Origin of the sequence: Janthinobacterium saanense (assembly GCF_014200675.1) — a bacterium.
GTDB lineage: Bacteria > Pseudomonadota > Gammaproteobacteria > Burkholderiales > Burkholderiaceae_D > Janthinobacterium.
On the sequence record NZ_JACHCI010000019.1, the window covers coordinates 36,934 to 57,311 of the forward strand.

A 20,378-nucleotide genomic window follows, 5' to 3' on the forward strand; every position below is an offset into this window, starting at 1 on the left:
GAAAGACCGACCATGCACCTGAACTACCCCGTCCTGTCCGCCATCGCCGTGGCTTGCGCCGCCGTCACCGCCGCGCCCGTGCTGGCGCAAAGCCAGGCTGCCACCATCCATACCTATGCCATCAACGCCGGCCCGCTGGCGAGCGCCCTGAACGACTTCGCTATCGCCGCCGGCGTCAACCTGTCGACCGACCCGGCGCAAACGCGGGGCTTGCAATCACATGGCTTGCGCGGCCCCTACTCCGTGCCACAGGGTTTCGCCCTGCTGCTGGCCGGCAGCGGCCTGGAAGCGCTGCAATTGCCGAACGGCGCTTATGTGCTGCGCCAGGCGACAGCGCCGCAGGCGAGCGGTGAAAAAATCATGGCGCCCGTGCTGGTCAGCGCCAGCATGGAGCGCGATCCCGTCAGTGAACACAGCAACTCGTATGCGGCGCGCGCCGTCACCGTCGGCAAGGGCGTGCAAACCCTGCGCGAAATTGCGCAATCGGTCAGCGTCATCACGCGCCAGAAAATGGACGATCAAAACCTCAATACCATCGACGCGGTGCTGGCCAACACCACCGGCATCACCATGTATGACAGCCCGATGGGCGGGCGCTATGTGTATTCGCGCGGCTTCATGGTCGACACTTACCAGTTCGACGGCGTCAACCGCGCCATGTATTACCCGCAGGCGAACAGCTTTACCAGCAACACGGCGATACTGGACCGGGTGGAAGTGGTGCGCGGCGCCACCGGTCTGCTGCAGGGCACCGGTGCGCCAGGCGCCGCCGTCAACATGGTGCGCAAACGCCCGCTGGCGGAAAAGCAGTTGCTGCTGTCCGCCAGTGCCGGTCGCTGGAAGGACATGCGCGGCGAGATCGACGTCACCGGCCCCTTGAACGAATCGGGCAGCATCCGTGGCCGCGCCGTGGCCGCACACGAACAGCGCGATTATTTTTATGACGTGGCCGACAGCCGCACCGACGTGCTGTATGGCGTGCTGGAATTCGACCTGGCGCCTGGCAGCAAGCTGACGACCGGCGCCAGCCATGAAAAACTGCAATCGACACCCTTCTTCTCGGGCCTGCCCCTGTACAGCGACGGCAGCGATCCGCATTTGCCGCGTTCGACCTTCATCGGCGCCAACTGGAACCGCTGGAACAGCCGGCAGACGGCTGTCTTCGCCGAATTCGAGCACCGCTTCGACGCCGACTGGTCGCTGAAAGCCACGGCCAACTATACCCACGAGCGGCATGACGTGAAATACATGTTCAACCTGGGCGCGATCAACCCCGTCACTCTGGCCGGCATGATGCGTTATGACGGCGTGTTCGATTACGGCACCACCAACAAGGGCATCGACATTTCGCTCGATGGCAAATTCAATGCCTTGGGCCGGCGCCATGGCTTCAGCGCAGGCGTGAACACCAACCGCATGGAAAGCGATAGTGACTTCAGCCTGGCCATGCTCAAGCAGGGTATCAACCCCTGGCAGCCCGACCACGGCGTGGCCGAACCGAGCGACGCCTGGCTGCGCGAACATAGCTACCGCGGCGCCCCCAGCCTGACCAGCATGCGGCAAACAGGCGCCTATGGCGTGGCCCGCTTCAGCGTCAGCGACTCGCTCACGGTGGTGGCCGGTGCCCGCGTCACGAATTACCAATCGAGCAGCATCTACCGCGACACGGGCGCGCCATACAGCGATCCGTATCGCGAAAACGGCGTGGTCACACCGTATGGTGGCCTGATCTATGCGCTGGACCGGCAGTGGTCTGCTTACGCCAGCGTGTCCGATATCTTCCAGCCACAAAGCCTGCGCGACGCCGCTGGCGCCCTGATCGACCCACTGAAAGGCCGCAACCTGGAAACGGGGATCAAGGGCGAACTGTTCGACGGCAAGGTCAATGCCTCGCTGGCGCTGTTCCGCATCGAGCAAAGCAACCGCGCGGAACTCGACATGGTGAATGTCTGCTCATCGGGTTCGGAGTGTTATATCTCGACGGGCAAGGTGCGCAGCGAGGGTATCGATGCGGAAATCAGCGGCGAAGTGGCCCGCGGCTGGCAGCTGTTCGCCGGCTACACGCTGAACAATTTTAAGTACCTGGACCAGACTTCGAACGCGGGCGTGCAGTTTGCCAGCACCTTTTCACCGCGCAACATGCTGCGCGCGTGGAGCGATTACCGCCTGCCAGGCGCCTTGCAGGCGTGGAGCGTAGGCGGCGGCGTGAACTTCCAGACCGAGAGCTCGCGCGTAACGCAAGCCATCACGGTGGCGCAAAAATCGTATGCGCTGTGGACGGCGCGCGCCGCCTACCAGATCGACCGTAACTGGACCGCCTCGGTCAATGTGACAAACCTGTTCGACAAGCGCTACTACCAGACGGTGGGCGCGCCATCGTGGGGCAATTTTTATGGCGAGCCGCGCAAGGCCAGCCTGACCCTGCGCGCGCGTTTCTAGCCGCCTAGGCGGGACGGATAGCTGCCTTCGGCAGTGGAATAAACTCCGTCTCGCCCGGCACCTGCCCCATGCGCTGGGCGCTCCAGTCATCGGCTGCCTGCGACAGGCGCTCCTTGCTGGACGAGACGAAATTCCAGAACAGGAAACGGTGGCCGTCGAGCGGCTCGCCGCCGATCACCACGAACTGCACCGGCCAGCTGCCCGCCGTCACGACGGGTACAGTGCCCGTTTCCAGCAAGGCCATGGTGTGCGGCGCCAGGGCCACGCCATCGACCAGCACGTCTCCGCTGACCGGGTAAATCGCCGCTTCGGCCGGCAAGCCGTCCAGGCGCAAAGTGCTCCCCGATTGCAGCGCCACGTCGAAATACACCGTCTCCATATAGGTGCGCACAGGCGAAGTCTGGCCGAAGGCCGTGCCGATCAAGACCTTCACCACGGCGCCATCGAGCGATACGACAGGAATATCGGCTTGCGGCGTGTGCGTAAAACTCGGTTCATCCTCTTCATGCGCCTTCGGCAGCGCAGCCCACAGCTGCAAGCCATGCGTGCGGTGCGGCTGGCCCACCAGGTCGGGCGGCGTGCGCTCGGAATGCACGATGCCACGCCCGGCCGTCATCCAGTTGATGGCGCCCGGTGCGATACGTTGATACGAGCCGATGCTGTCGCGATGGTCAATCGCGCCTTCGAACAGATAAGTGACGGTGGCCAGGCCGATATGCGGGTGGGGACGCACATCATGGTTGGCGTCGGGCGCCACGTCGATGGGGCCGAAGTGGTCAAAGAAAATGAAGGGACCCACGGCCTGCTTGGCGGCCGATGGCAGCAAGCGCCGCACGACAAAGCCGCCGCCCAGGTCTTTTTCGTGGCTTTTCAGGATGGCCGCGCTCATGCCAGCACCGTCGTCACTTCGGTCGTCACGCTGGTCATCAGCTTGTGCAGCGGGCATTTGCCAGCCGCCGCCAGTAACTCCTGGCGCTGGGCCTCGCTCAAGTCGCCCGTCAGATGCAAGGTGGCGGCCAGGCGATACACACCCTTGCGCTCTTCGCTGGCGTCGCGCTCGGTCGACACTTCCACGTGCTGCAGCGGGATACCCTTGTGTTTGGCATACCACAGCACCGTCAGCGCCTTGCAGGCTGACAGGGCTGCGTCATACAGGTCATGCGGCGAGGGGCCGGAGTCGCCGCCGCCCTCTTCGACCGAAGCATCGGCCGAGAGGATGTGATCGCGGATGTGCACGATGTGGCGCATAGGCTGCGACTGGTCGCGGATGGCGGTGATGGTCATGGCTGTCCCTGGGGTGTTTTAAAAGCCACAATTTACACCGTTTGTTCGCTTTGCGCAGCTACGCGCCTGTTGCCGCAACCGTGTTATTTGATGCGAAACAGCGCATCGACCGATAACAAGCCGTATCCGGAAACAAGATACTAATCCAGGCTGCGCGCCACGCGAAAGCCCACGATATCATTCGACAGCACGATGGAAAAACCGTTGCGCAGGGCCGAGCGCAGGTAGCGCGGGTGGTACAGCCATGAACCGCCGCGCAAGATGCGCCGGCCGGTGTCGCCGCCCTCTTCCCAGGCGCTGCCATCGACGGGCGCGCCCTCGTAATTGTCGTGCACGATGTCCTGCACCCACTCCCATACATTGCCATGCATGTCGTACAAGCCCCAGGCATTCGGCGCAAATGCGCCCTGCGGGCTGGTGCCGCCCCGGTAGCTGCCGCGCGGGCCGCCGTTGTAGACATACAGGCCATCGTAATTGGCTTGCTCGGTGCTGATGGTGTCGCCCACATTGAAGGGCGTGCGCGTGCCGGCGCGGCAGGCGTATTCCCATTCCGCTTCGCTGGGCAAGCGATATGCCTGGCCGGTTTTTTCCGTCAGCCAGGCGATATACAGCTGTGCATCCTTCCAGCTGACGCCCACCACCGGGTGCAAATCGGTTTGCACGAAACCCGGATTGTCCCAGTCCGTTTCGGCGCCGCCTTCCCAGCCGGTCGCCTTGACGAAAGCGCGCCATTCGCCCACGCTGACCGGATGGCGGGCCAGTGCGAACGGCTGCGTGATACCCACCCAGTGCTGCGGCGTTTCGCGTTCCAGCCAGGTCTTTTGCGAGCCCGCCTTGATGGCCACCTGGTGTTCGGTCTCGTGCGCGCCCATCTGGAAACGGCCGCTGGGTATGCTCACCAGTTCCGGCCCCTGGCCCGAGCCATCGAGAAAATCATCGCGCAGCATGCCTTCGGCATTGACCAACGGCTCCACCACGGCGCCTTGCGGCGGCGGCGCTTCGCTGGCAGCAGGATTGACTGGCTTGGCTTGCTCCTTGCGGGCCCGTTCCTGCTCGGCGCGGTACGCCGCTTCCGCTTTCGCCTGGATCGCCTTGCGCTGCAATTCCTGGTGCGCCTGCAGGGCGGTGGCCGCATCGGCTTCGCGCCGCGCACGCAACTGGCCACGCAGCGCTTCCTTGCGCAGCTTGCGCGCTTCTTCCGCCTCGATTGCCCGCTGCGCTTCCTGTTCGCGGCGCAGCTTGTCGTGGCGCTGCTTTTCCACGGCCGCTGCCTGGGCTTCCACCTTGCGGCGCTGCTCCAGTTCTTCTTCGCGCCGGCGCGCTTCTTTGCGTGCTTCCTCGGCTGCCAGCGCGGCCTGTTTTTGCTGCGCCACCAGGCGCGACTGCTCCTGGCGCGCCAGTTCGGCCAGTTCTTCGGGCGATGGTCCGGCTGCCCGCTCCAGCGATTCCAGCAAGGCTTGCACCGATTGCGGGCGCAGTTCCGGCGTCAGCGAAAACCCATTCTGCAGCACTTGCCATTGCGCCGCGTTGAGCGCCTGCGGTGCCGACGGCAAATGGCCATCGGCGCGCGCATCGTCAAACGGCATGCGCCCTTCGAGCATCTGGTAAATCATCACCGCCACTGCATACACGTCCAGGCGCGGGCTGGGCTGGCGCTGGTGCGTGCCCGCCTCGGGCGGGCGATAACCTTGCGTACCCGCGTTCGGCGTTTCCAGTCCCAGGCTGCTGCCCGCATTGCGCACGCGCGAAGCGATGCCGTAATCGAGCAGCTTGACGTCGCCCCTGGCGGTCAGGAAGACATTCCCCGGCTTGATATCGCGGTGCACCAGCTTGTGTTTTTCCCAGGCATACGACAGGGCGTCGGCCACCGGATGCAGCAGTTCCTGCACGGTCGCCAGCGGCAGCCGTCCCTCGCGCGCCAGATAATGCTCCAGGTCTTCGCCGTCCAGGCATTCCATGATGATGAAATAACTGGCCGTGGCCGGGTCCTGCGCCCATTCATACACGCGCACGATGTTTTCATGCGCGAGTTTTCTTGCCTGCGTGGCTTCCTCGATCAGCAGCCGGGCGTGCGTGGCGCTCTGCGTCAGTTGCGGCGGCAAAATCTTCAGGGCCACCATTTCACTGCTGCCCAGTTCCGCATGCGTGGCCAGGTCGGTTGCCTGCCACACCTGCCCCATGCCGCCCGTGGCGATCAGCCTTTCAAGCCGGTAGCGGCGGTTTTGCGGGCCGATTTCCTGGCCTGTCATGAAGCCCAGCTCCGTGCCCAGGCGCACAGGTACAGACGCGGCCGCGCCACCCGGCGGCGCGTACTCGGCGTCGAGAATGGCGTTCTTGCGGTGTTCAAATTCCTGCTCGCTGAGCAGCCCATCGTCGTGCAGGGCGCGCAGTTCTCGCAGTTTGTCTCGTGCTTTTTGCATCATCTCAGGTGAAAGGCTTCCTTCAAGGCTGCAGGGCTACGCCGCAGCTGGCGCAAAATTTGTCTTCCGGGTGGCCGGTCCGCTGCGCATGGCCGTTCTTGCAGCGCGCCGTGATTGCGGCCACGTCCGGCAACGGGCGCCGTTCGCGCTCGGCCTGGCCGTCACGATAGGCGCGCTCCTGGGCCACGCTGTCTTGCACCATGCGCATGGCGTCCAGCGGCGCGACACTGTTCTCGGCCGCCGCCAGCGCCGCCAGCGCGTGGATCTGCTCGGCGCTCATGCCCGCCTGCAGCTGCGCCTTGAGCACCTGCGCCAGCGCGCTCGCATTCGGCCCGGCCGCCATCGCCACCTTGCCCGTGTCGCTCAGGGTGCCGATTTTTTCAATCCGGTCGATGTCGATGCGCGCCAGTTCGGCGGCATGCGCCTGCTGCGCCAGCAAGGCTTCGTATTCCCCCTTCCAGCGCGCATAATCGCTGTCGCGCTGCTGCGCCATGCCCAGCAGTTCACGCTGCCATTGCGCTTCGTGTTCCAGCTGGCGCAATTGCTGGCGCTGTTCTTCGACGGCCAGCGCGTCGAGCTGCGCCAGGTGCGCCTGCTGCTGCAGCTGGCGCGCATGCACGCCGTCCGCCTCGATAGTACGCAGCAGTTTTTCCTGCTGCGCGATGGCTTCCTCGCGCGCGCCGCCACGGCGCAGGGCTGCGACTTTTTCCGCCACTTCGGCCGCCTGCACCTGGGCCGCTTCATCCTTGTGCGCTTCGGCGCGCAGCAGTTCGCGCTGGCGCGCCAGCTGCATCTGCTCTTCCCATTCCTGCACCCGCTGCGCTTCGCGCTGGCGCGCCGCGTTGGCCAGAACGGCGCCTTGCCAGACGGCCTTGTGCTGCTCTGCCTCCAGCTGCGCTTCGCGCTGGGCGGCGTCCGCCTCGGCCTGGCGCAAGCGCGCCAGTTGCGCGCGGCGGCCCGCCTCGTCATCGATCAGCAGCGCGCTTTCCACCTGCTGCGCGATCGACTGCAAATGCACCTGGTGCGTAAAACGCTGCTGCGCCAGCTGGATCTGCTCACGCCCGTTCAGCTGCGACAATTCCAGTTCGCTGCACATCTTGATGGCGGCCAGCGCGCGCACATGTTCCCAGTGCGCCGCCTCGTCGGCGCGCTGCGCGCCCTTTTTCGCCAAGGCCTGTTCCAGCTCGCCCAGCGTTTCTGCTGCGCCATGGTCGAGCGCATGGCGCCGCGATTTGGCTTCCAGGATGCGGCCATACAGGTCGATCTGACGCCCGCGCAGCGCTTGCAGGCGCTCCGCCTGCTGGTGCGCCAGCTCGGCCGCTTCCACGCTCGCGTCCTGCCGCAGTTCGGCGCGGCGGTGCGCATGGCGCGCCTTTTGTTCTTCGCTGCGGATATGCTGCCATTCCTGTTCGTCGTACAGCTGGCCGGCCCGCTGCATCTCTTCCACGCTGTGCCCGGGCGCACCACCCAGCCACAAGGTGCCGATGGTGGCAGCGCCATCATTGCTGCCAGCGCGTTTGTCGTGGCGCAAAGCCAGCGTTTCCACGCGCGCCACGGCCAGGCCCGACTGGGCCAGGCGCTGCGTCAATGACGATTGCAGGCGTTCACTCAATTGCGGGCGCAGGTCGGCGTTGGCATCCATCTCGCCCAGTGCGCGGCTGGCCGTGAATTCCAGCGCGATCTGGCGCACGGACGGCAGCAGCAAGGCGTGCAAATGGGCGCGCGTGACGGCGCCCGGCGCGCGCATGAACTGGCGCGCGAACGCGTCGGGCTGGCCCAGCGTGATATCGATACGCAAGCTGGCGGCAATGCTCAGCAGTTCCGTGCTGGCCAGGTCCGGCAAGTCGAATTCGAGCGGCAAGGCATCCGCGCGCGCGATCAGCACTTCGGCCGGGCGCGCCGGCAGCAGGGCCGGCAGGCGCGCAAAAAAGGCCGCGCTGTCGTAGTCACCAGCGGGTATCAAGCTAAAAGCGTCGGACTGCACGATCCAGGCGCGCGATTCGGCAGGCACTTGCAAGCGCTTGGCCGCAGCGCCAAACAGCGAAGACAATTCGCGCACGCCGAAAAACAGCGCCAGCTGATCGTCTGCCAGGCGCCACTGGTTGGCGTGCAGCACGGCCTCGCTGCCGGGCGCGCCCAGCGACAAACCGCATTGCGCGCAATAACCGGCGGCAGCGCCGTTCTTGTGTTCGCAGCGCGGACAGCGGGCGCCGCCAAAACCAAACAGTTGGAACATGTGTGACTCCCGAAGATATTGTGACGCCCACCTGACCAGGCTGCCATGCCGATTCTAGCAGGCTGGCCGGTCAAACACCGCCTTGCACCTTTGACATGCAGCTTTAAATAATGCCATACAGCAATTGCATTCATATGTACGGATACAGGGCTATTTAGCCCTCAATTCGGACGGTGGCGCCACTTGTCAGCCTTGCAAGCGTTTCAACGCCGTTTTTTTGCAGGCTATCCCGCCAAAACCACGGCTGGTCACAAGTCCATGGCGCCACGGGCGGCACTGGCCTACAGTGCATCCATACCCACCCGCCACCCGCAAGGAGCGATCATGAAAACCCTGAAAAACGCCCTGAAAAACATGGAAATCATCTTCACCGTCGCCGTGGCCATCGCCTGCTCGGCCAGTTACGTGAGTTTCATGCAGCCGCAAGCAGCCAGCCCTGCGAATATTGCCCAGGCCGCTTCCCCTGCCGCCATGCCTGTCGTCACCATCAGCGCCAGGCGCATGACAGCGCAGGAAAAACACATCTCGCTGATGCAGGAACGCCAGGCGCTGCTGGCCAAGCCCGCTGTGCACACGCTGTAAGACTTTTTGTATCGGCAACGGATACATCGCTGGCAAGCATTGTGTCAGATGTAATAAGTTGCTTCAAAGACGAAATTACGGCGGGCAAATCGCTATAGTCCATTTCATGCCACCACCGAAATGGAGTAAATGATGAAAAGCCTCACGCAACCCCTCGCCGTCTACGCAGCAGCTGTACTTGCCATCAGCGCTTGCGCCTTCCTGCCTGCGCAAGCCATGGCGCAAAGCCGGGTTGACGTCAGCATCGTCGTCAATAACGCCCCTCCTCCGCCACGCTTCGAAAGCGTGCCGGCGCCGCGCCGCGGTTATGTCTGGGCGCCCGGCTACTGGAACTGGGATGGCCACCACCATGTCTGGAACGGCGGCGTATGGGTGCGCGAACGGGGTGGCAACCAATACCGCAGCCCCGTCTGGGTACAGCAAGGCAATGGCTGGCGCCTGGACCGTGGCGGCTGGGTGACGGTACAGCCGCAACCTGTCGTCTACGAAGAAATCGCCGTCGCCCCGCCACCGCCGCGCTTTGAGCGCACACCGCATCCGCGCTATGGCTATGTGTGGGCGCCAGGCCACTGGGAATGGCGTGCCCGCAGCTACGCCTGGTCGCCAGGCGTATGGATCGCCGAACGCCCCGGCTATGTGTATGCGGCGCCGGTGTGGAACCAGCGCGGCGGACACTGGCGCATGGAAGAAGGTCGCTGGTCGCCACGCGGCTGACAGTAGTGCGTACTCTTCGGTCGGACCAGCTTGCCAAGCTTGCCCGACCCTGCCTCTATCTGCAAGGCTTCGCTCAAGATCCGCCAAACCAGTTATAGCCCTGGTTTTCCCAGTAACCACCGGGGTAGTCATTCGTCACGCTGATCGCCACGATATGCTTGGGATTCTTGTAGCCGAGTTTGGTTGGGATGCGTAATTTCATGGGAAAACCATATCTGGACGGCAATACCTCACCGTCATAGCTGAGTGCCAGCAAGGTCTGCGCATGCAGTGCCGTGGGCATATCGATGCTGGTCCAGTAATTGTCTGCGCAGTGCAGCGCCACGTACTTTGCGCTCATGTCGGCGCCCGCATACTGCAGGAAATCGGCAAAGCGCACGCCGCCCCAACTGCCGATCGCGCTCCACCCTTCGATGCAGATATGGCGCGTGATTTGATTTTGCTGTGGTAGCGCCCGCAGCTCTTCCAGTGTCCAGACCCGTTTGCCGCTTAGCCGGCCACTCATCCGCAAACGGTAATTGCCGGCATCGATGTCGGGCACCTCATCAATGCCGTAAAACGCGTTGAAGGGAAACGGCCGCGTGATCATCGCAGCGGGATAAACAGGCGCCATCTGCCGGGCATCAAATAACAGGGCTTGCGCCTGGTCATTGAAGGCCGACATCTTGCGCAACATGCTATTGACAGATTGATCATTGGATAAATCGCAGCCCGACAGCATGGCCAGTCCGCCCAGGCTCAAGATTTGCTTGCCCAGCAGCCGGCGCGCCGGATCTTTCAATTGCTTGCGTGCATCCTGGATAATGCCGGCGGCATGTGTGGACATCGGCGTGCCGGGGAGCAGGATTTTTTGATGAGGCATGATGTTTACCGTCCCCGTATCATCAACAGCAGCGACCTGGGCACCAATGCCACCATGATCACATGCACGGTAAAAAATGCCAGCAAGACACTCATGGCCACAAAATGCACTATGCACGCCTGCTTATAACCACCCAGCAGGCTGCGCAGCAGCGGCAGTTGCACCGATTTCCATATCGCCAGACCCGACAGGATCAGCAATGCGGTATCCATGATGGCGATGAGATAAGCCACTTTTTGCAGCGCATTGTAGCTACTGAGGTCTGCATGCTCCAGCCTGCCGCGCAGCGCGGCGCGCATATCGCTGGAAAATGACTGCAAGCTGAGCGGCAACAGTTTGCGCCGCAGGCGCCCGGAAATGACATTGAGTCCGATGTAGAGCATGAAATTTGCCGTCAATACCCACATCACGGCAAAATGCCATTGCAAGGCGCCGCCCAGCCAGCCGCCCAGACTGATGGCGGGAGAAAAATGCAGCGCCGGAAAAATCGGCGATGCATCATAAATCTGCCAGCCGCTACTTGCCATCAAACCGACAGCGCAGGCATTCATCCAGTGCGTCATGCGGACCCAGCCGGGCTGTATGATTGTATGCTTCAAGGCGGCCTCGCGATGGGAATCAGAACTGCGGCACGACGCCGTCTTTTTCAACGAACAGCACCTGCGCCTCATAGGCGTTTTTTGCTACTGGCGTGGCCACCACAAACACTTTTTTACCCACCGTCAAATCTGTCTTGCTGGCCGGCACTGGCGTCACGACAGGCACGTTTTCGGGCACGGTCACCTTGCTGCTGCCGCCCTTGTAGGACAGATTGAGTTCATGGCCATGGGCGCCTGTCACCATCGAGACGATGCTGGCGTTTGTCATCGTACTCTGAGGCCCGAAATCATAGGCAAAATGCCCTTCGGCAGTACCGCGCGCCGCTTCGGGAAAGACGATCATCGAAGTCGCAGTCAACTTCCCATCGCTGCCCGTCATCGCCGGCGTGCCCACGTAAGTGCCGACTTTTGCATCGGACATCTTGGCCGGTATGAAAGCGGACACGCCCAACGCAGGTTTCAGATGCACCGTCACGGTGTCCCCGCTCTTCCTGTGTACGGTTAATGTATCGCCCTTGAACGACACAATATCGCCCCGTACGCGCTCTACCTTGGCTTCAGGCATTTGCGCAAAGGACACACTCGAAAACACCATGGCGGCGCACAAAGCGCCCAGTTTGTAATAAGTCGACACGAGTTACTCCATTTATATCAAGACAATTGAACAGGGATGCCGCCTTGTAGCGGCAATATTGCTAAATGACACAGGCACGGCTGTATCAGGCCAGTTGATTCTTCATGGCGAGAACATCAAGGGCTTCAATAGAAGGCGGCTGCAGCAGCAGCTCTTCGACGCGCGCCATCAGGGCTGCCGCCATGCTGCCGTGCAGATGCGCCTGACGATCTTCCTCGCTGGCAAAAGCATCAAATACGCCAAACGTCGTCGCCGACAACTTAAGCGCGAACCAGACAGGCGTACCGGCTTCCCGATTCGTCAGTTCCAGGCCAGCGCGCAGGAAGTCTGCCACTGCCTGCTCTTTTCCCGGTTTCGCTTCCAGACGGACAAATAAAGCATGCTTGATCATCATTGTTCTCCTTTGTGTGCATGTGGATACATGCGGTAGGGAGCACTATACGAACAGTTCGCGCTGCGGTATATTGTCGCAATCGACAATTATGGTATTGATCCAGCCATGCGCATTTTTATTCTTGCACTCGAAGGCGTATTCGACACAGGTCTGACCACGGTGTTCGATAGCTTGAGCATGGCAAACGGCCTGGCCAGCACGCTGGGCATTGCTGCAGAGACATTCGACATACGCATAGTGGGCGTGCGGCCGCAAGTACGTACAGCGATGGGCATGCAAGTGCCCGTCTGCGAGATACACGATGGCCCTGCGCCTGATTGGGTAGTCGTGCCGGCACTCAACCATATGAATGCCGAAGCCTTGCTGCCGGTGCTGGGGCGTGACGATGTGATCGACGCCATGGCTGCCTTGCGTACCTGGCACAACGCCGGCGCCAGCGTTGCCGCAGCCTGTACCGGTACCTTTGTACTGGCGGAAAGCGGCTTGCTGAACGGCCATGCAGCCACCACCACCTGGTGGCTCTCGGCGCTATTTCGCCAGCGTTATCCGCAAGTGCATCTCGACGCCCATCGCATCATCGTTCCCAGCGGCGGCGCACTGACGGCAGGTGCGGCACTGAGCCACCTCGACCTTGCGCTATGCCTGATACGCAACAGCAATCCCGAACTGGCCACGCTGGTTGCCCAATACCTGGTCTACGATACGCGGCTGTCGCAATCCGTATATGCCATCTCGGACCACATTGCCCATGCCGACCCGCTGGTCGAGCGCTTCGACCGCTGGGTGCGTGAACACCTGGGCATGCCGATTTCGCTCGATGACGCGGCCGATGCCCTGGCCACCAGCAAGCGCACACTGACGCGCCGGCTCAATGCTGTCTTCGGCAAAACGCCGGTTGAATATATCCAGGATTTACGAGTGGAACGGGCGGTGCACCTGCTGCGTACCAGCAAACTGGCCGTTGACCGCATCGCAGAGCAAGTTGGTTATGCCGATGGCGTTACCTTGCGTACCTTGCTGCGGCGGCGCATAGGCAAGGGCATACGGGAATTACGGGCCGCGTAATTAACAATCAACACTGGTATTCACTTGAAATCACCCACATTAATAACATGGTGTAACGACTGATTATCCTCTGTCTGTATTTATTCCACCGCTACTCCAGCGTACAGTAAGCCTGACCGATCCATGGAGATCGAATTGAGGCAATCACTTACTCTGGAGTTCAATATGTCACAGCAGCAAAAAACCATCATCGTTACTGGCGCATCGCAAGGCATAGGTGCAGGCGTCGTCGAAGCCTTCCTTGCGCGCGGCTATCAGGTCGTGGCCACTTCGCGCAGCATCAGCAAGAGCGCCGCGTTTGTACCATCGGAACGGCTGGCGCTGGTCGATGGCGATATCGCCGACATGGCAACGGCTGCCACGGTGGTGCAGACGGCGATACAAAAATTTGGCGGCATCGATGGCCTGGTCAACAACGCCGGCATCTTTATCGCCAAATCCTTCCTGGACTATAGCAAGGACGATTTCGCTGCCCTGGTGCGTACCAACCTGGAAGGCTATCTCTACATCAGCCAGCTGGTCATCAGGCAAATGCTGGTCCAGCAGCGCGGCGGCAGCATCGTCGGCATCAGCAGCACCCTGGTGGAAGCACCGAACAGCGCTCTGACTGCGGCCGTGCCGATGTTCACCAAGGGTGGCATCGAAGCCATCAGCCGTAGCCTGGCATCGGAATTTGCCAAGGATGGCATCCGCGTCAACGTGGTCGCGCCAGGCTCGGTCGACACGCCGCTGCTGCATGGCGTACCGCAAGATTTCCTGAAGTCCTTGCACCCCATGGGTACGATTTCCAGCGTGGCCGACATCGCCGACGCCGTGCTCTATCTGACGGAAGCGAAACAAGTCACCGGTGAAGTATTGCGCGTCGACGGTGGCGCACATAACGGCAAATGGTAATCAAGCAGGCAAGGTAGAAAGCAAAGTACTAGCCAGAAACCCGTGTGCGTTGCAGTAATACACACGGGCCATCCGGTCAGTACGGTACATCAATCACCGAGGAAGTCGAGCATGAGCAGCAGCGCCAGCAGTCCTCTGGCAAAAACGGACAGTCATAGTTATGCCCAACGCAACGCAGCTTATTGGCGGCGCAATCTGGCCATCTGCGTGTTTGGCTCGTTTACCACCCTGGTCAGCCTGACCTTGCTACTGCCCTTTTTGCCGATTTATGTGGAGCAATTGGGCGTGCACGACAAGGCCGCCATCGTGGTCTGGTCCGGCATTGCCTTTGGCGCAACATTCCTCGGCACGGGCCTGACAGCGCCATTATGGGGTTATCTGAGCGACCGCTACGGGCGCCGGCCCATGCTGATACGGGCAGCCGTCGGCATGGCCTTGCTGATGCCATTGATAGGACTGGCCCACAATGTGTGGCAATTGGTGTTGCTGCGCCTGGCGGCAGGCTTGATTGGCGGCTACGCGTCTTCCGCGACCGTGCTGGTGGCAACCCAGACGCCGCGCGAACAGGCCGGCTGGGCACTGGGCATACTGTCGACCGGCTCTCTGTCTGGCGGCCTGATCGGTCCCTTGATCGGTGGACTGTTACCGGGCCTGATAGGCATACGCCAGACTTTTTTCCTCGGCGGCGGCGTGATCGCGCTGGCTGCACTGGTCACTATCGTGTTTGTCCGCGAAGACTTCCAGGCCGCGCCGGCAAGCGCAAGGCGCGCCGAACCGGTAAGGCTGGGCAGTGCCTTGTGGCTGGTGGTTGCCCCCATGTTCGCTACCGCGATGCTGGTGCTGTTTTCGAATATGTCGATCGAACCCATCATCACTGTCTACCTGGCTGAAATCGGCGTAGGCCGCAGCCAGGTAGTGCTGTTCGCTGGCATCGTGATGGCCGCGTCTGCCCTGGGCAGCTTGCTGATGGCGGCACGTCTTGGACGCCTGGCGGACCGTATCGGCGGCGGGAAAGTGATTATTTATTGCTTGCTGGCAGCCGGGGGCTTGCTGATACCACAAGCTTTCGTCACGCAATGGTGGCAACTGGTGGGCTTGCGTTTCCTGATGGGCATGGCCCTGGCTGGCTTGCTACCGTCGATCGCCAAAGTCATCCGTCTATCAGTACCGGAAAAAGCGCTGGGCAAGGTACTCGGTTATGCGCAATCGTCGCAATACGCAGGCCAGGTGCTGGGCCCACTACTCGGTGGCGCCCTGGGCGGCACCAGCGGCATGCGTTCCGTATTTTTTCTCACCAGTGCGCTGCTGCTGGCAGGTGCTGGCTTGAATTATCTGTTGATGAACAAAGCCCGGGCGGCTTTGCATCCCTTGCAATAAATCTGGGAGTATCTGTATGCAAAAGCAACACAACGATGGATCGCGCACCTGGCTGATCACCGGTGTCAGCTCGGGCCTGGGCCTGGCGTTTGCCCGCGCCGCCCTGGCAGCCGGCCATACCGTGATCGGTACCGTGCGCCAGGATAGTGACGGTGCGCAATTTGAAAAACTGGGCGCCGGACGTGCCCATGCCCTGCTGCTCGATATCAGCGACTTGGCGGCTATCGGGCCAGCGCTAGCGCAAGCGGAGCAGGCACTGGGCCCGATTGATGTGCTGGTCAACAATGCCGGTTACGGCCATGAAGGCACGCTGGAAGAATCGCCATTGGAAGAGTTGCAGCATCAGTTTGCAGTCAATGTATACGGTCCGGTAGCGATGATCAAGGCCGTCTTGCCGCAAATGCGGCAGCGCCGTAGCGGCTGCATCGTCAATGTTACGTCAATGGCGGGCCTGGCTGCGCTGCCGGGCATCGCTTACTACAGTGGCAGCAAGTTTGCGCTGGAAGGCATCAGCGCCTCGCTGGCGCAGGAAGTCGCGCCATTCGGCATCCGGGTCATTGCGCTGGCGCCGGGCTCCTTCCGTACTGACTGGGCCGGACGCTCCATGGTGCGGACCCAGCGCCAGATTAGCGACTATGACGATTTGTTCGAGCCCATCCGCAATGCGCGCAAGGCAAAAAGCGGCATCCAGGCTGGCGACCCCGAAAAAGCGGCCCAAGTCTTGCTAGCTATTGTGGCGGCAGAGCAGGCCCCACGCCAGTTGCTGCTGGGCAGTGACGCCTTGACACTGGTACGTGCCCGCATCAAGGCGCTCAGTGCCGAGCTGGATCAATGGGAGGCACTGACACAAGCGACGGATTATTTGCCTCCCGCAGACCAGATCTGAGGTGCATGGCTGTTCGTTGCCCTGCTCGCCCGCGATTGTGACAAGGCCGCCACACTGGGCGGCCTTGTCATTTTCCTGTCATCTGGCTGTCATATAATTGCTGCAAGAACGCTTTGCGCAGAAAGTCAATCACGATGGCGATGGAAACTGCCGGTTTTACCTACGGCTCCGATACCTCAGGCCTGGTCTGGGGTTTTTTGTTTGGCCGGACGGCGCAGCCGCTGGCGCTCGATTCAAACGCGGCGCAAGCCTGGCTGGACAACAACGCGAGCCACCCGCCCCAGGAATTCGTCTGGCTGCATTTCAACCTGTCGCATGCGGCCTGCGAGCGCTGGCTGCAAACGCATACCAGCCTGGCCGCGGAATTCTATGAAACCCTGCACCAGGGTTCACGCTCGACGCGCATCGAGCAGGCTGAAAACACCCTGATCGCGGTGGTCAACGATGTGGTGCACAATTTTTCCTTCGAGGTCTCCGACATCGCCACCATGTGGTCCAGCGTGGCGCAAAACCTGGTCATCACGGCGCGCCGCGCACCGCTGCAATCGATAGAGCGCTTGCGCCAGGCCGTGCTCAAGAATCACGAGCCGATACGCTCGTCGGTGGAATTGCTGATCCATCTGCTGCGCGACCAGGCCGATGTGCTGGTCAATATCGTGCGCGACGCGGTGGCCCGCGTCGACGATATCGAAGACCATTTATTGTCTGGCCGTTTGACGCCCAAACGCAGCGACCTGGGCGCCATGCGGCGGGTGCTGGTGCGGCTGCAGCGCCTGCTGGCGCCTGAACCGGCCGCCCTGTTTCGCCTGCTGCAACGGCCGCCTTCATGGATTTCGGAACTCGATAGCCTGGAATTGCGCCAATCGACAGAGGAATTTTCGGTGGTGCTGAGCGATATGTCATCGCTGCAGGAGCGCATCAAGCTGCTGCAGGAAGAAATCGCCGCCAGCGTCAACGAGGGCAATAACCGCAGCCTGTTCGTGCTGACCATCGTCACGGTGCTGGCCCTGCCGATCAACATCATCGCCGGCATGCTGGGCATGAACGTGGGCGGCATCCCGCTGGCCCAGCATCCGCAAGGCTTCTGGATCATCGTCGCCATCATCGTGACATTCACGGTGGCGGCGGGATGGCTGGTCGCCCACGTACAAAAGAATAATTGAGCATGCGGCGAACGGCAAACGCCGTTCGCCCTTCTTGCTTAACGGTGGAATTCGCCAGCGCGCTCGGGCTGGTAGACGATTTCCTCGATCTTCACCTTGACCACGCCGCCCGGCATCGGCCAGGCGATGCTGTCGCCCACCGATAATCCCAACAATGCGCTGCCAACTGGCGCCAGCACGGAGATGCGGTCGGCCTGGCCATCGACGTCTTTCGGGTACACCAGGGTCAGGCAAAACTCTTCCCTGTTTTCCACCGTGAAGCGCACGGTCGAATTCATCGTCACCACGGTCGGCGGAATCTCTTGCGGCTCCAGCACGTCGGCACGCCCCAGCTCATCGAGCAAGGCGGCCTTGTCGGGCGACAAGTTATTTCCCAAGGCATACAACAATGTTTCCAGTCGTTCCACGTCTTGTGACGACAACGTTATTTTTGGTTTCTTTTCCAAGATATCCTCACTAATCAATATTTACACCGCGATGTAGCCGCGATTCAAAGACAATTCAAGCGGCGTCCGGTTTTGCGGGCGTCAAGGCGCACACGGCAAAACAATGGGTATCAGAACGCCCATTGTCGAAGGATTATGGACGAACTCGCCGGGCAAGGCCATAGTGTTTGCCTATTCATTCTTAATATTTATTAGAATCAATGACTTGCATGATGCGATTGACACAGAAAATGAAAATAAAGCCGGAGTATGCGGCCCGAGGCGCTATTTCCCTGACGCTAGCTGCCGATTTTATTTACTGGAGGCATGTCTTGACACAAGAAAAAACAGGCAAAACAAAAGAGATTAGAATTGCCAGTGAATATTATTTAAAAGATATGTCTAAAATTTTTGTGCCGTGGTGACAGAAACTTGAGGCCTCACGACGGTGACACCAAACTGGAATGACAACATGGCAGGGCAAGCCCATATCGAACCAGGCGGCGGCACGCCGTCCCGAGAAGGTCACGACAGGATGGCGCCGTGGCGTGGCGACCGGGTCGCCAGACAAAACCTGCTGCTCGCCGGCGCCACGCTGCTGGCCGCCAGCCTGTCGCTGATACTGTTCCAGGCCGTGGCGCTGCACGCGGAGCTGCGGCGCGAGCTGACGGTGCAAGCCGACATGCTGGCGCCTGCCGCCAGCCAGGCGCTGCGCCAGTCCAGCCACCTGGGCGCCGAACAGGTGCTGGCGCCGCTGGCCGCCGCGCCCGACATCGAACAGGCGCTGATTTACAGCCAGAATGGCCTGCCCTACGCCCGCTACGCGCGCAGCAGCGCCGAGGCCACGCCCGCAGCACCGCAAGCCGGCATGCACACGGATGGGCTGGCCGGCAGCGCGAGCATGTTGAAGCCGCTGCCGGGCGGCGGCGCACTGCTGCTGCGAACCAGCCTGGCGCCGCTCTACCGCAGCCTGGCGCAATTTGCCGCCTTCACGCTGGCCATCGGCCTGTGCGCATTCGGCATCACCTTGCTGATGGTGCGCCGCACGCGCGCCGCCGCCGAACAGGCGGAAAACCATTTTCACTACCTGGCCCATGTCGATCCCGTCACCGCGCTACCAAACCGGCATGAATTCAACGATGCGCTGGCGTATGCGCTGGCACGCGCCGACCGCCAGGACAGCAGCGTGGGCTTGCTGCTGCTGGACCTGGATAACTTCAAGGTCGTCAACGACACCCTCGGCCACCATCACGGCGACCAGCTGCTCAAACTGGTGGCCGGGCGCCTGGTCCACATCCTGCGCACCACCGACATCATCTGCCGCATGGGCGGCGACGAATTCGTGGTCATCATCGAACCGGCCGACGACGCCCTGGAGCTGGCCAGCGTGGCGCGCAAGATCCTGTCCATGCTGGCCACGCCGTTCACGCTCGATGGCCACCAGTCATACCTGGGCGCCAGCATCGGGGTCAGCCTGTATCCATTCGACGCGCGCGATGCGGCGACCCTGACGCGCAACGCCGATACGGCCATGTATCACGCCAAGCAACGGGGCAAGAACCGCTACGCCATCTTCCAGTCCGACATGGCACTGCGCGCCCAGCGCCGCCTGCGCGTGGAAGCGAACCTGCGCAAGGCCTTGCAGGACGGCGACCTGTTCTTGCATTACCAGCCGCAAATCGATTTGCGCAGCGGCCGCATCGTCGGCGTGGAAGCGCTGATACGCTGGCGCTGCAGCGAAATGGGCGATGTCAGTCCCGGCGAATTCATCCCCGTCGCCGAGGAAAGCGGCATCATCGTCGAACTGGGCCGCTGGGTGCTGCACAGCGCCTGCCGGCAAGCAGCCGCCTGGCACAAGGCGGGCTTGCTCGACACCCTGGAACACGTGGCCGTCAACCTGTCCGCCTGCCAGGCGCGCGATGCAGAACTGATGAACGACATCCGCGCCATCCTGCACGAAACGCAGCTGCCGCATGGCTTGCTGGAGCTGGAAATCACGGAAGGCGTCATGATGGACAATGTGCAGACCAATGTGGAACTGATGCAGCGGCTGCAGGAAACCGGCATCCACCTGTCGATCGACGATTTCGGCACCGGCTATTCCTCGATGTCTTACCTGAAGCGCCTGCCGATCGACCAGCTGAAAATCGACCGCAGCTTCGTGCACGACCTGCCCGGCGACGGCGAAGCCATCGTCACGGCCATCATCGCCATGGCGCACAGCCTGAAGTTGAAAGTGGTGGCCGAAGGCGTGGAAACCCTGCGGCAAGTGGAGTTTTTAAGAAAGGCCGGCTGCGACAATGCGCAGGGCTTTTTCTTCGCGCGCCCGATGACGGCGGCGCAGTTGACGGCGCTGCTGCTGGAGCGGCGCGACTGGAGCAGCCGCACCGCTTTGCAGGCCTAG

General features: G+C 61.7%; 19 protein-coding genes. 10 read left to right on the forward strand and 9 right to left on the reverse strand.

Annotation, left to right across the window (positions count from 1 at the left end; all coding sequences use genetic code 11):
- The first annotated feature begins 12 nt into the window (after window positions 1-12).
- Complete coding sequence (locus tag HDE72_RS21680) at window positions 13-2,439, forward strand: TonB-dependent siderophore receptor (RefSeq protein WP_183745498.1); 2,427 nt, start codon at window positions 13-15, stop codon at window positions 2,437-2,439.
- Window positions 2,440-2,443: 4 nt separating this feature from the next.
- On the opposite strand, the gene HDE72_RS21685 is transcribed toward HDE72_RS21680, so the two are convergent.
- The 4 genes from HDE72_RS21685 to HDE72_RS21700 form a co-directional block, all read right to left on the reverse strand.
- Complete coding sequence (locus HDE72_RS21685) at window positions 2,444-3,328, reverse strand: pirin family protein (protein WP_183745501.1); 885 nt, start codon at window positions 3,326-3,328, stop codon at window positions 2,444-2,446.
- Entirely contained in the window at window positions 3,325-3,723 is a 399-nt protein-coding gene (locus HDE72_RS21690) for an OsmC family protein (RefSeq protein ID WP_183745504.1), read from the reverse strand. Before HDE72_RS21690 ends, HDE72_RS21685 begins: the two co-directional genes overlap by 4 nt.
- 140 nt (window positions 3,724-3,863) lie before the next feature.
- On the reverse strand, window positions 3,864-6,146 hold the full coding sequence (locus tag HDE72_RS21695; RefSeq protein WP_183745520.1) for a bifunctional serine/threonine-protein kinase/formylglycine-generating enzyme family protein: 2,283 nt from the start codon (window positions 6,144-6,146) through the stop codon (window positions 3,864-3,866).
- 19 nt (window positions 6,147-6,165) lie between these two features.
- Window positions 6,166-8,379: a hypothetical protein gene (locus HDE72_RS21700; protein WP_183745522.1), complete on the reverse strand. Its 2,214-nt coding sequence runs from the start codon at window positions 8,377-8,379 to the stop codon at window positions 6,166-6,168.
- A 324-nt stretch (window positions 8,380-8,703) separates the two neighbouring features.
- On the opposite strand from HDE72_RS21700, the gene HDE72_RS21705 reads away from it, so the two are divergent.
- Together HDE72_RS21705 and HDE72_RS21710 are read left to right on the forward strand one after the other, a co-directional pair.
- On the forward strand, window positions 8,704-8,961 hold the full coding sequence (locus HDE72_RS21705) for a hypothetical protein (protein WP_183745525.1): 258 nt from the start codon (window positions 8,704-8,706) through the stop codon (window positions 8,959-8,961).
- A gap of 129 nt (window positions 8,962-9,090) precedes the next feature.
- Entirely contained in the window at window positions 9,091-9,675 is a 585-nt protein-coding gene (locus tag HDE72_RS21710; protein ID WP_260176854.1) for a YXWGXW repeat-containing protein, read from the forward strand.
- A 73-nt stretch (window positions 9,676-9,748) separates the two neighbouring features.
- On the opposite strand, the gene HDE72_RS21715 is transcribed toward HDE72_RS21710, so the two are convergent.
- From HDE72_RS21715 to HDE72_RS21730, 4 genes are all read right to left on the reverse strand, one after another.
- Window positions 9,749-10,537 (reverse strand): molybdopterin-dependent oxidoreductase, encoded by a 789-nt coding sequence (locus HDE72_RS21715; protein WP_183745528.1) that lies wholly within the window; start codon window positions 10,535-10,537, stop codon window positions 9,749-9,751.
- A 5-nt stretch (window positions 10,538-10,542) separates the two neighbouring features.
- Window positions 10,543-11,136: a cytochrome b/b6 domain-containing protein gene (locus tag HDE72_RS21720; protein ID WP_260176855.1), complete on the reverse strand. Its 594-nt coding sequence runs from the start codon at window positions 11,134-11,136 to the stop codon at window positions 10,543-10,545.
- Between the two features lie 19 nt (window positions 11,137-11,155).
- Window positions 11,156-11,770: a hypothetical protein gene (locus tag HDE72_RS21725; protein WP_183745534.1), complete on the reverse strand. Its 615-nt coding sequence runs from the start codon at window positions 11,768-11,770 to the stop codon at window positions 11,156-11,158.
- Window positions 11,771-11,855: 85 nt separating this feature from the next.
- Entirely contained in the window at window positions 11,856-12,161 is a 306-nt protein-coding gene (locus HDE72_RS21730) for a putative quinol monooxygenase (RefSeq protein WP_183745753.1), read from the reverse strand.
- 108 nt (window positions 12,162-12,269) lie between these two features.
- Between HDE72_RS21730 and HDE72_RS21735 the strand changes: the two genes are divergently transcribed.
- The 5 genes from HDE72_RS21735 to HDE72_RS21755 all read left to right on the forward strand — a co-directional run bounded on the left by HDE72_RS21735 (window position 12,270) and on the right by HDE72_RS21755 (window position 17,549).
- The gene (locus HDE72_RS21735; RefSeq protein ID WP_183745536.1) at window positions 12,270-13,229 is read left to right on the forward strand and encodes a GlxA family transcriptional regulator; all 960 of its coding nucleotides are present in this window, start codon (window positions 12,270-12,272) and stop codon (window positions 13,227-13,229) included.
- Between the two features lie 165 nt (window positions 13,230-13,394).
- Window positions 13,395-14,123 (forward strand): SDR family NAD(P)-dependent oxidoreductase, encoded by a 729-nt coding sequence (locus HDE72_RS21740; protein ID WP_183745539.1) that lies wholly within the window; start codon window positions 13,395-13,397, stop codon window positions 14,121-14,123.
- Window positions 14,124-14,234: 111 nt separating this feature from the next.
- Window positions 14,235-15,500 (forward strand): MFS transporter, encoded by a 1,266-nt coding sequence (locus HDE72_RS21745; protein WP_183745542.1) that lies wholly within the window; start codon window positions 14,235-14,237, stop codon window positions 15,498-15,500.
- Window positions 15,501-15,516: 16 nt separating this feature from the next.
- Entirely contained in the window at window positions 15,517-16,386 is an 870-nt protein-coding gene (locus HDE72_RS21750; protein WP_183745545.1) for an oxidoreductase, read from the forward strand.
- Between the two features lie 140 nt (window positions 16,387-16,526).
- On the forward strand, window positions 16,527-17,549 hold the full coding sequence (locus tag HDE72_RS21755; RefSeq protein WP_183745756.1) for a transporter: 1,023 nt from the start codon (window positions 16,527-16,529) through the stop codon (window positions 17,547-17,549).
- Window positions 17,550-17,587: 38 nt separating this feature from the next.
- Here the strand turns inward: HDE72_RS21755 and rnk are convergent, their stop codons facing one another.
- Window positions 17,588-17,995 carry a nucleoside diphosphate kinase regulator gene (gene rnk, locus HDE72_RS21760; protein ID WP_183745548.1) on the reverse strand — a complete coding sequence of 136 codons (408 nt, stop codon included), beginning with the start codon at window positions 17,993-17,995 and terminating at the stop codon, window positions 17,588-17,590.
- 209 nt (window positions 17,996-18,204) lie between these two features.
- Between rnk and HDE72_RS21765 the strand changes: the two genes are divergently transcribed.
- Window positions 18,205-18,399, forward strand: coding sequence for a hypothetical protein (locus HDE72_RS21765; RefSeq protein ID WP_183745551.1), 195 nt, complete (start codon window positions 18,205-18,207; stop codon window positions 18,397-18,399).
- A 47-nt stretch (window positions 18,400-18,446) separates the two neighbouring features.
- On the forward strand, window positions 18,447-20,378 hold the full coding sequence (locus tag HDE72_RS21770; protein WP_260176857.1) for a putative bifunctional diguanylate cyclase/phosphodiesterase: 1,932 nt from the start codon (window positions 18,447-18,449) through the stop codon (window positions 20,376-20,378).

Coding starts and splice junctions, on each gene's coding strand:
- HDE72_RS21680 (WP_183745498.1), top strand. CDS start 13: ATGCACCTGAACTACCCCGTCCTGTCCGCCATCGCCGTGGCTTGCGCC.
- HDE72_RS21685 (WP_183745501.1), bottom strand. CDS start 3,328: ATGAGCGCGGCCATCCTGAAAAGCCACGAAAAAGACCTGGGCGGCGGC.
- HDE72_RS21690 (WP_183745504.1), bottom strand. CDS start 3,723: ATGACCATCACCGCCATCCGCGACCAGTCGCAGCCTATGCGCCACATC.
- HDE72_RS21695 (WP_183745520.1), bottom strand. CDS start 6,146: ATGATGCAAAAAGCACGAGACAAACTGCGAGAACTGCGCGCCCTGCAC.
- HDE72_RS21700 (WP_183745522.1), bottom strand. CDS start 8,379: ATGTTCCAACTGTTTGGTTTTGGCGGCGCCCGCTGTCCGCGCTGCGAA.
- HDE72_RS21705 (WP_183745525.1), top strand. CDS start 8,704: ATGAAAACCCTGAAAAACGCCCTGAAAAACATGGAAATCATCTTCACC.
- HDE72_RS21710 (WP_260176854.1), top strand. CDS start 9,091: ATGATGAAAAGCCTCACGCAACCCCTCGCCGTCTACGCAGCAGCTGTA.
- HDE72_RS21715 (WP_183745528.1), bottom strand. CDS start 10,537: ATGCCTCATCAAAAAATCCTGCTCCCCGGCACGCCGATGTCCACACAT.
- HDE72_RS21730 (WP_183745753.1), bottom strand. CDS start 12,161: ATGATCAAGCATGCTTTATTTGTCCGTCTGGAAGCGAAACCGGGAAAA.
- HDE72_RS21735 (WP_183745536.1), top strand. CDS start 12,270: ATGCGCATTTTTATTCTTGCACTCGAAGGCGTATTCGACACAGGTCTG.
- HDE72_RS21740 (WP_183745539.1), top strand. CDS start 13,395: ATGTCACAGCAGCAAAAAACCATCATCGTTACTGGCGCATCGCAAGGC.
- HDE72_RS21745 (WP_183745542.1), top strand. CDS start 14,235: ATGAGCAGCAGCGCCAGCAGTCCTCTGGCAAAAACGGACAGTCATAGT.
- HDE72_RS21750 (WP_183745545.1), top strand. CDS start 15,517: ATGCAAAAGCAACACAACGATGGATCGCGCACCTGGCTGATCACCGGT.
- HDE72_RS21755 (WP_183745756.1), top strand. CDS start 16,527: ATGGAAACTGCCGGTTTTACCTACGGCTCCGATACCTCAGGCCTGGTC.
- HDE72_RS21765 (WP_183745551.1), top strand. CDS start 18,205: ATGATGCGATTGACACAGAAAATGAAAATAAAGCCGGAGTATGCGGCC.
- HDE72_RS21770 (WP_260176857.1), top strand. CDS start 18,447: ATGGCAGGGCAAGCCCATATCGAACCAGGCGGCGGCACGCCGTCCCGA.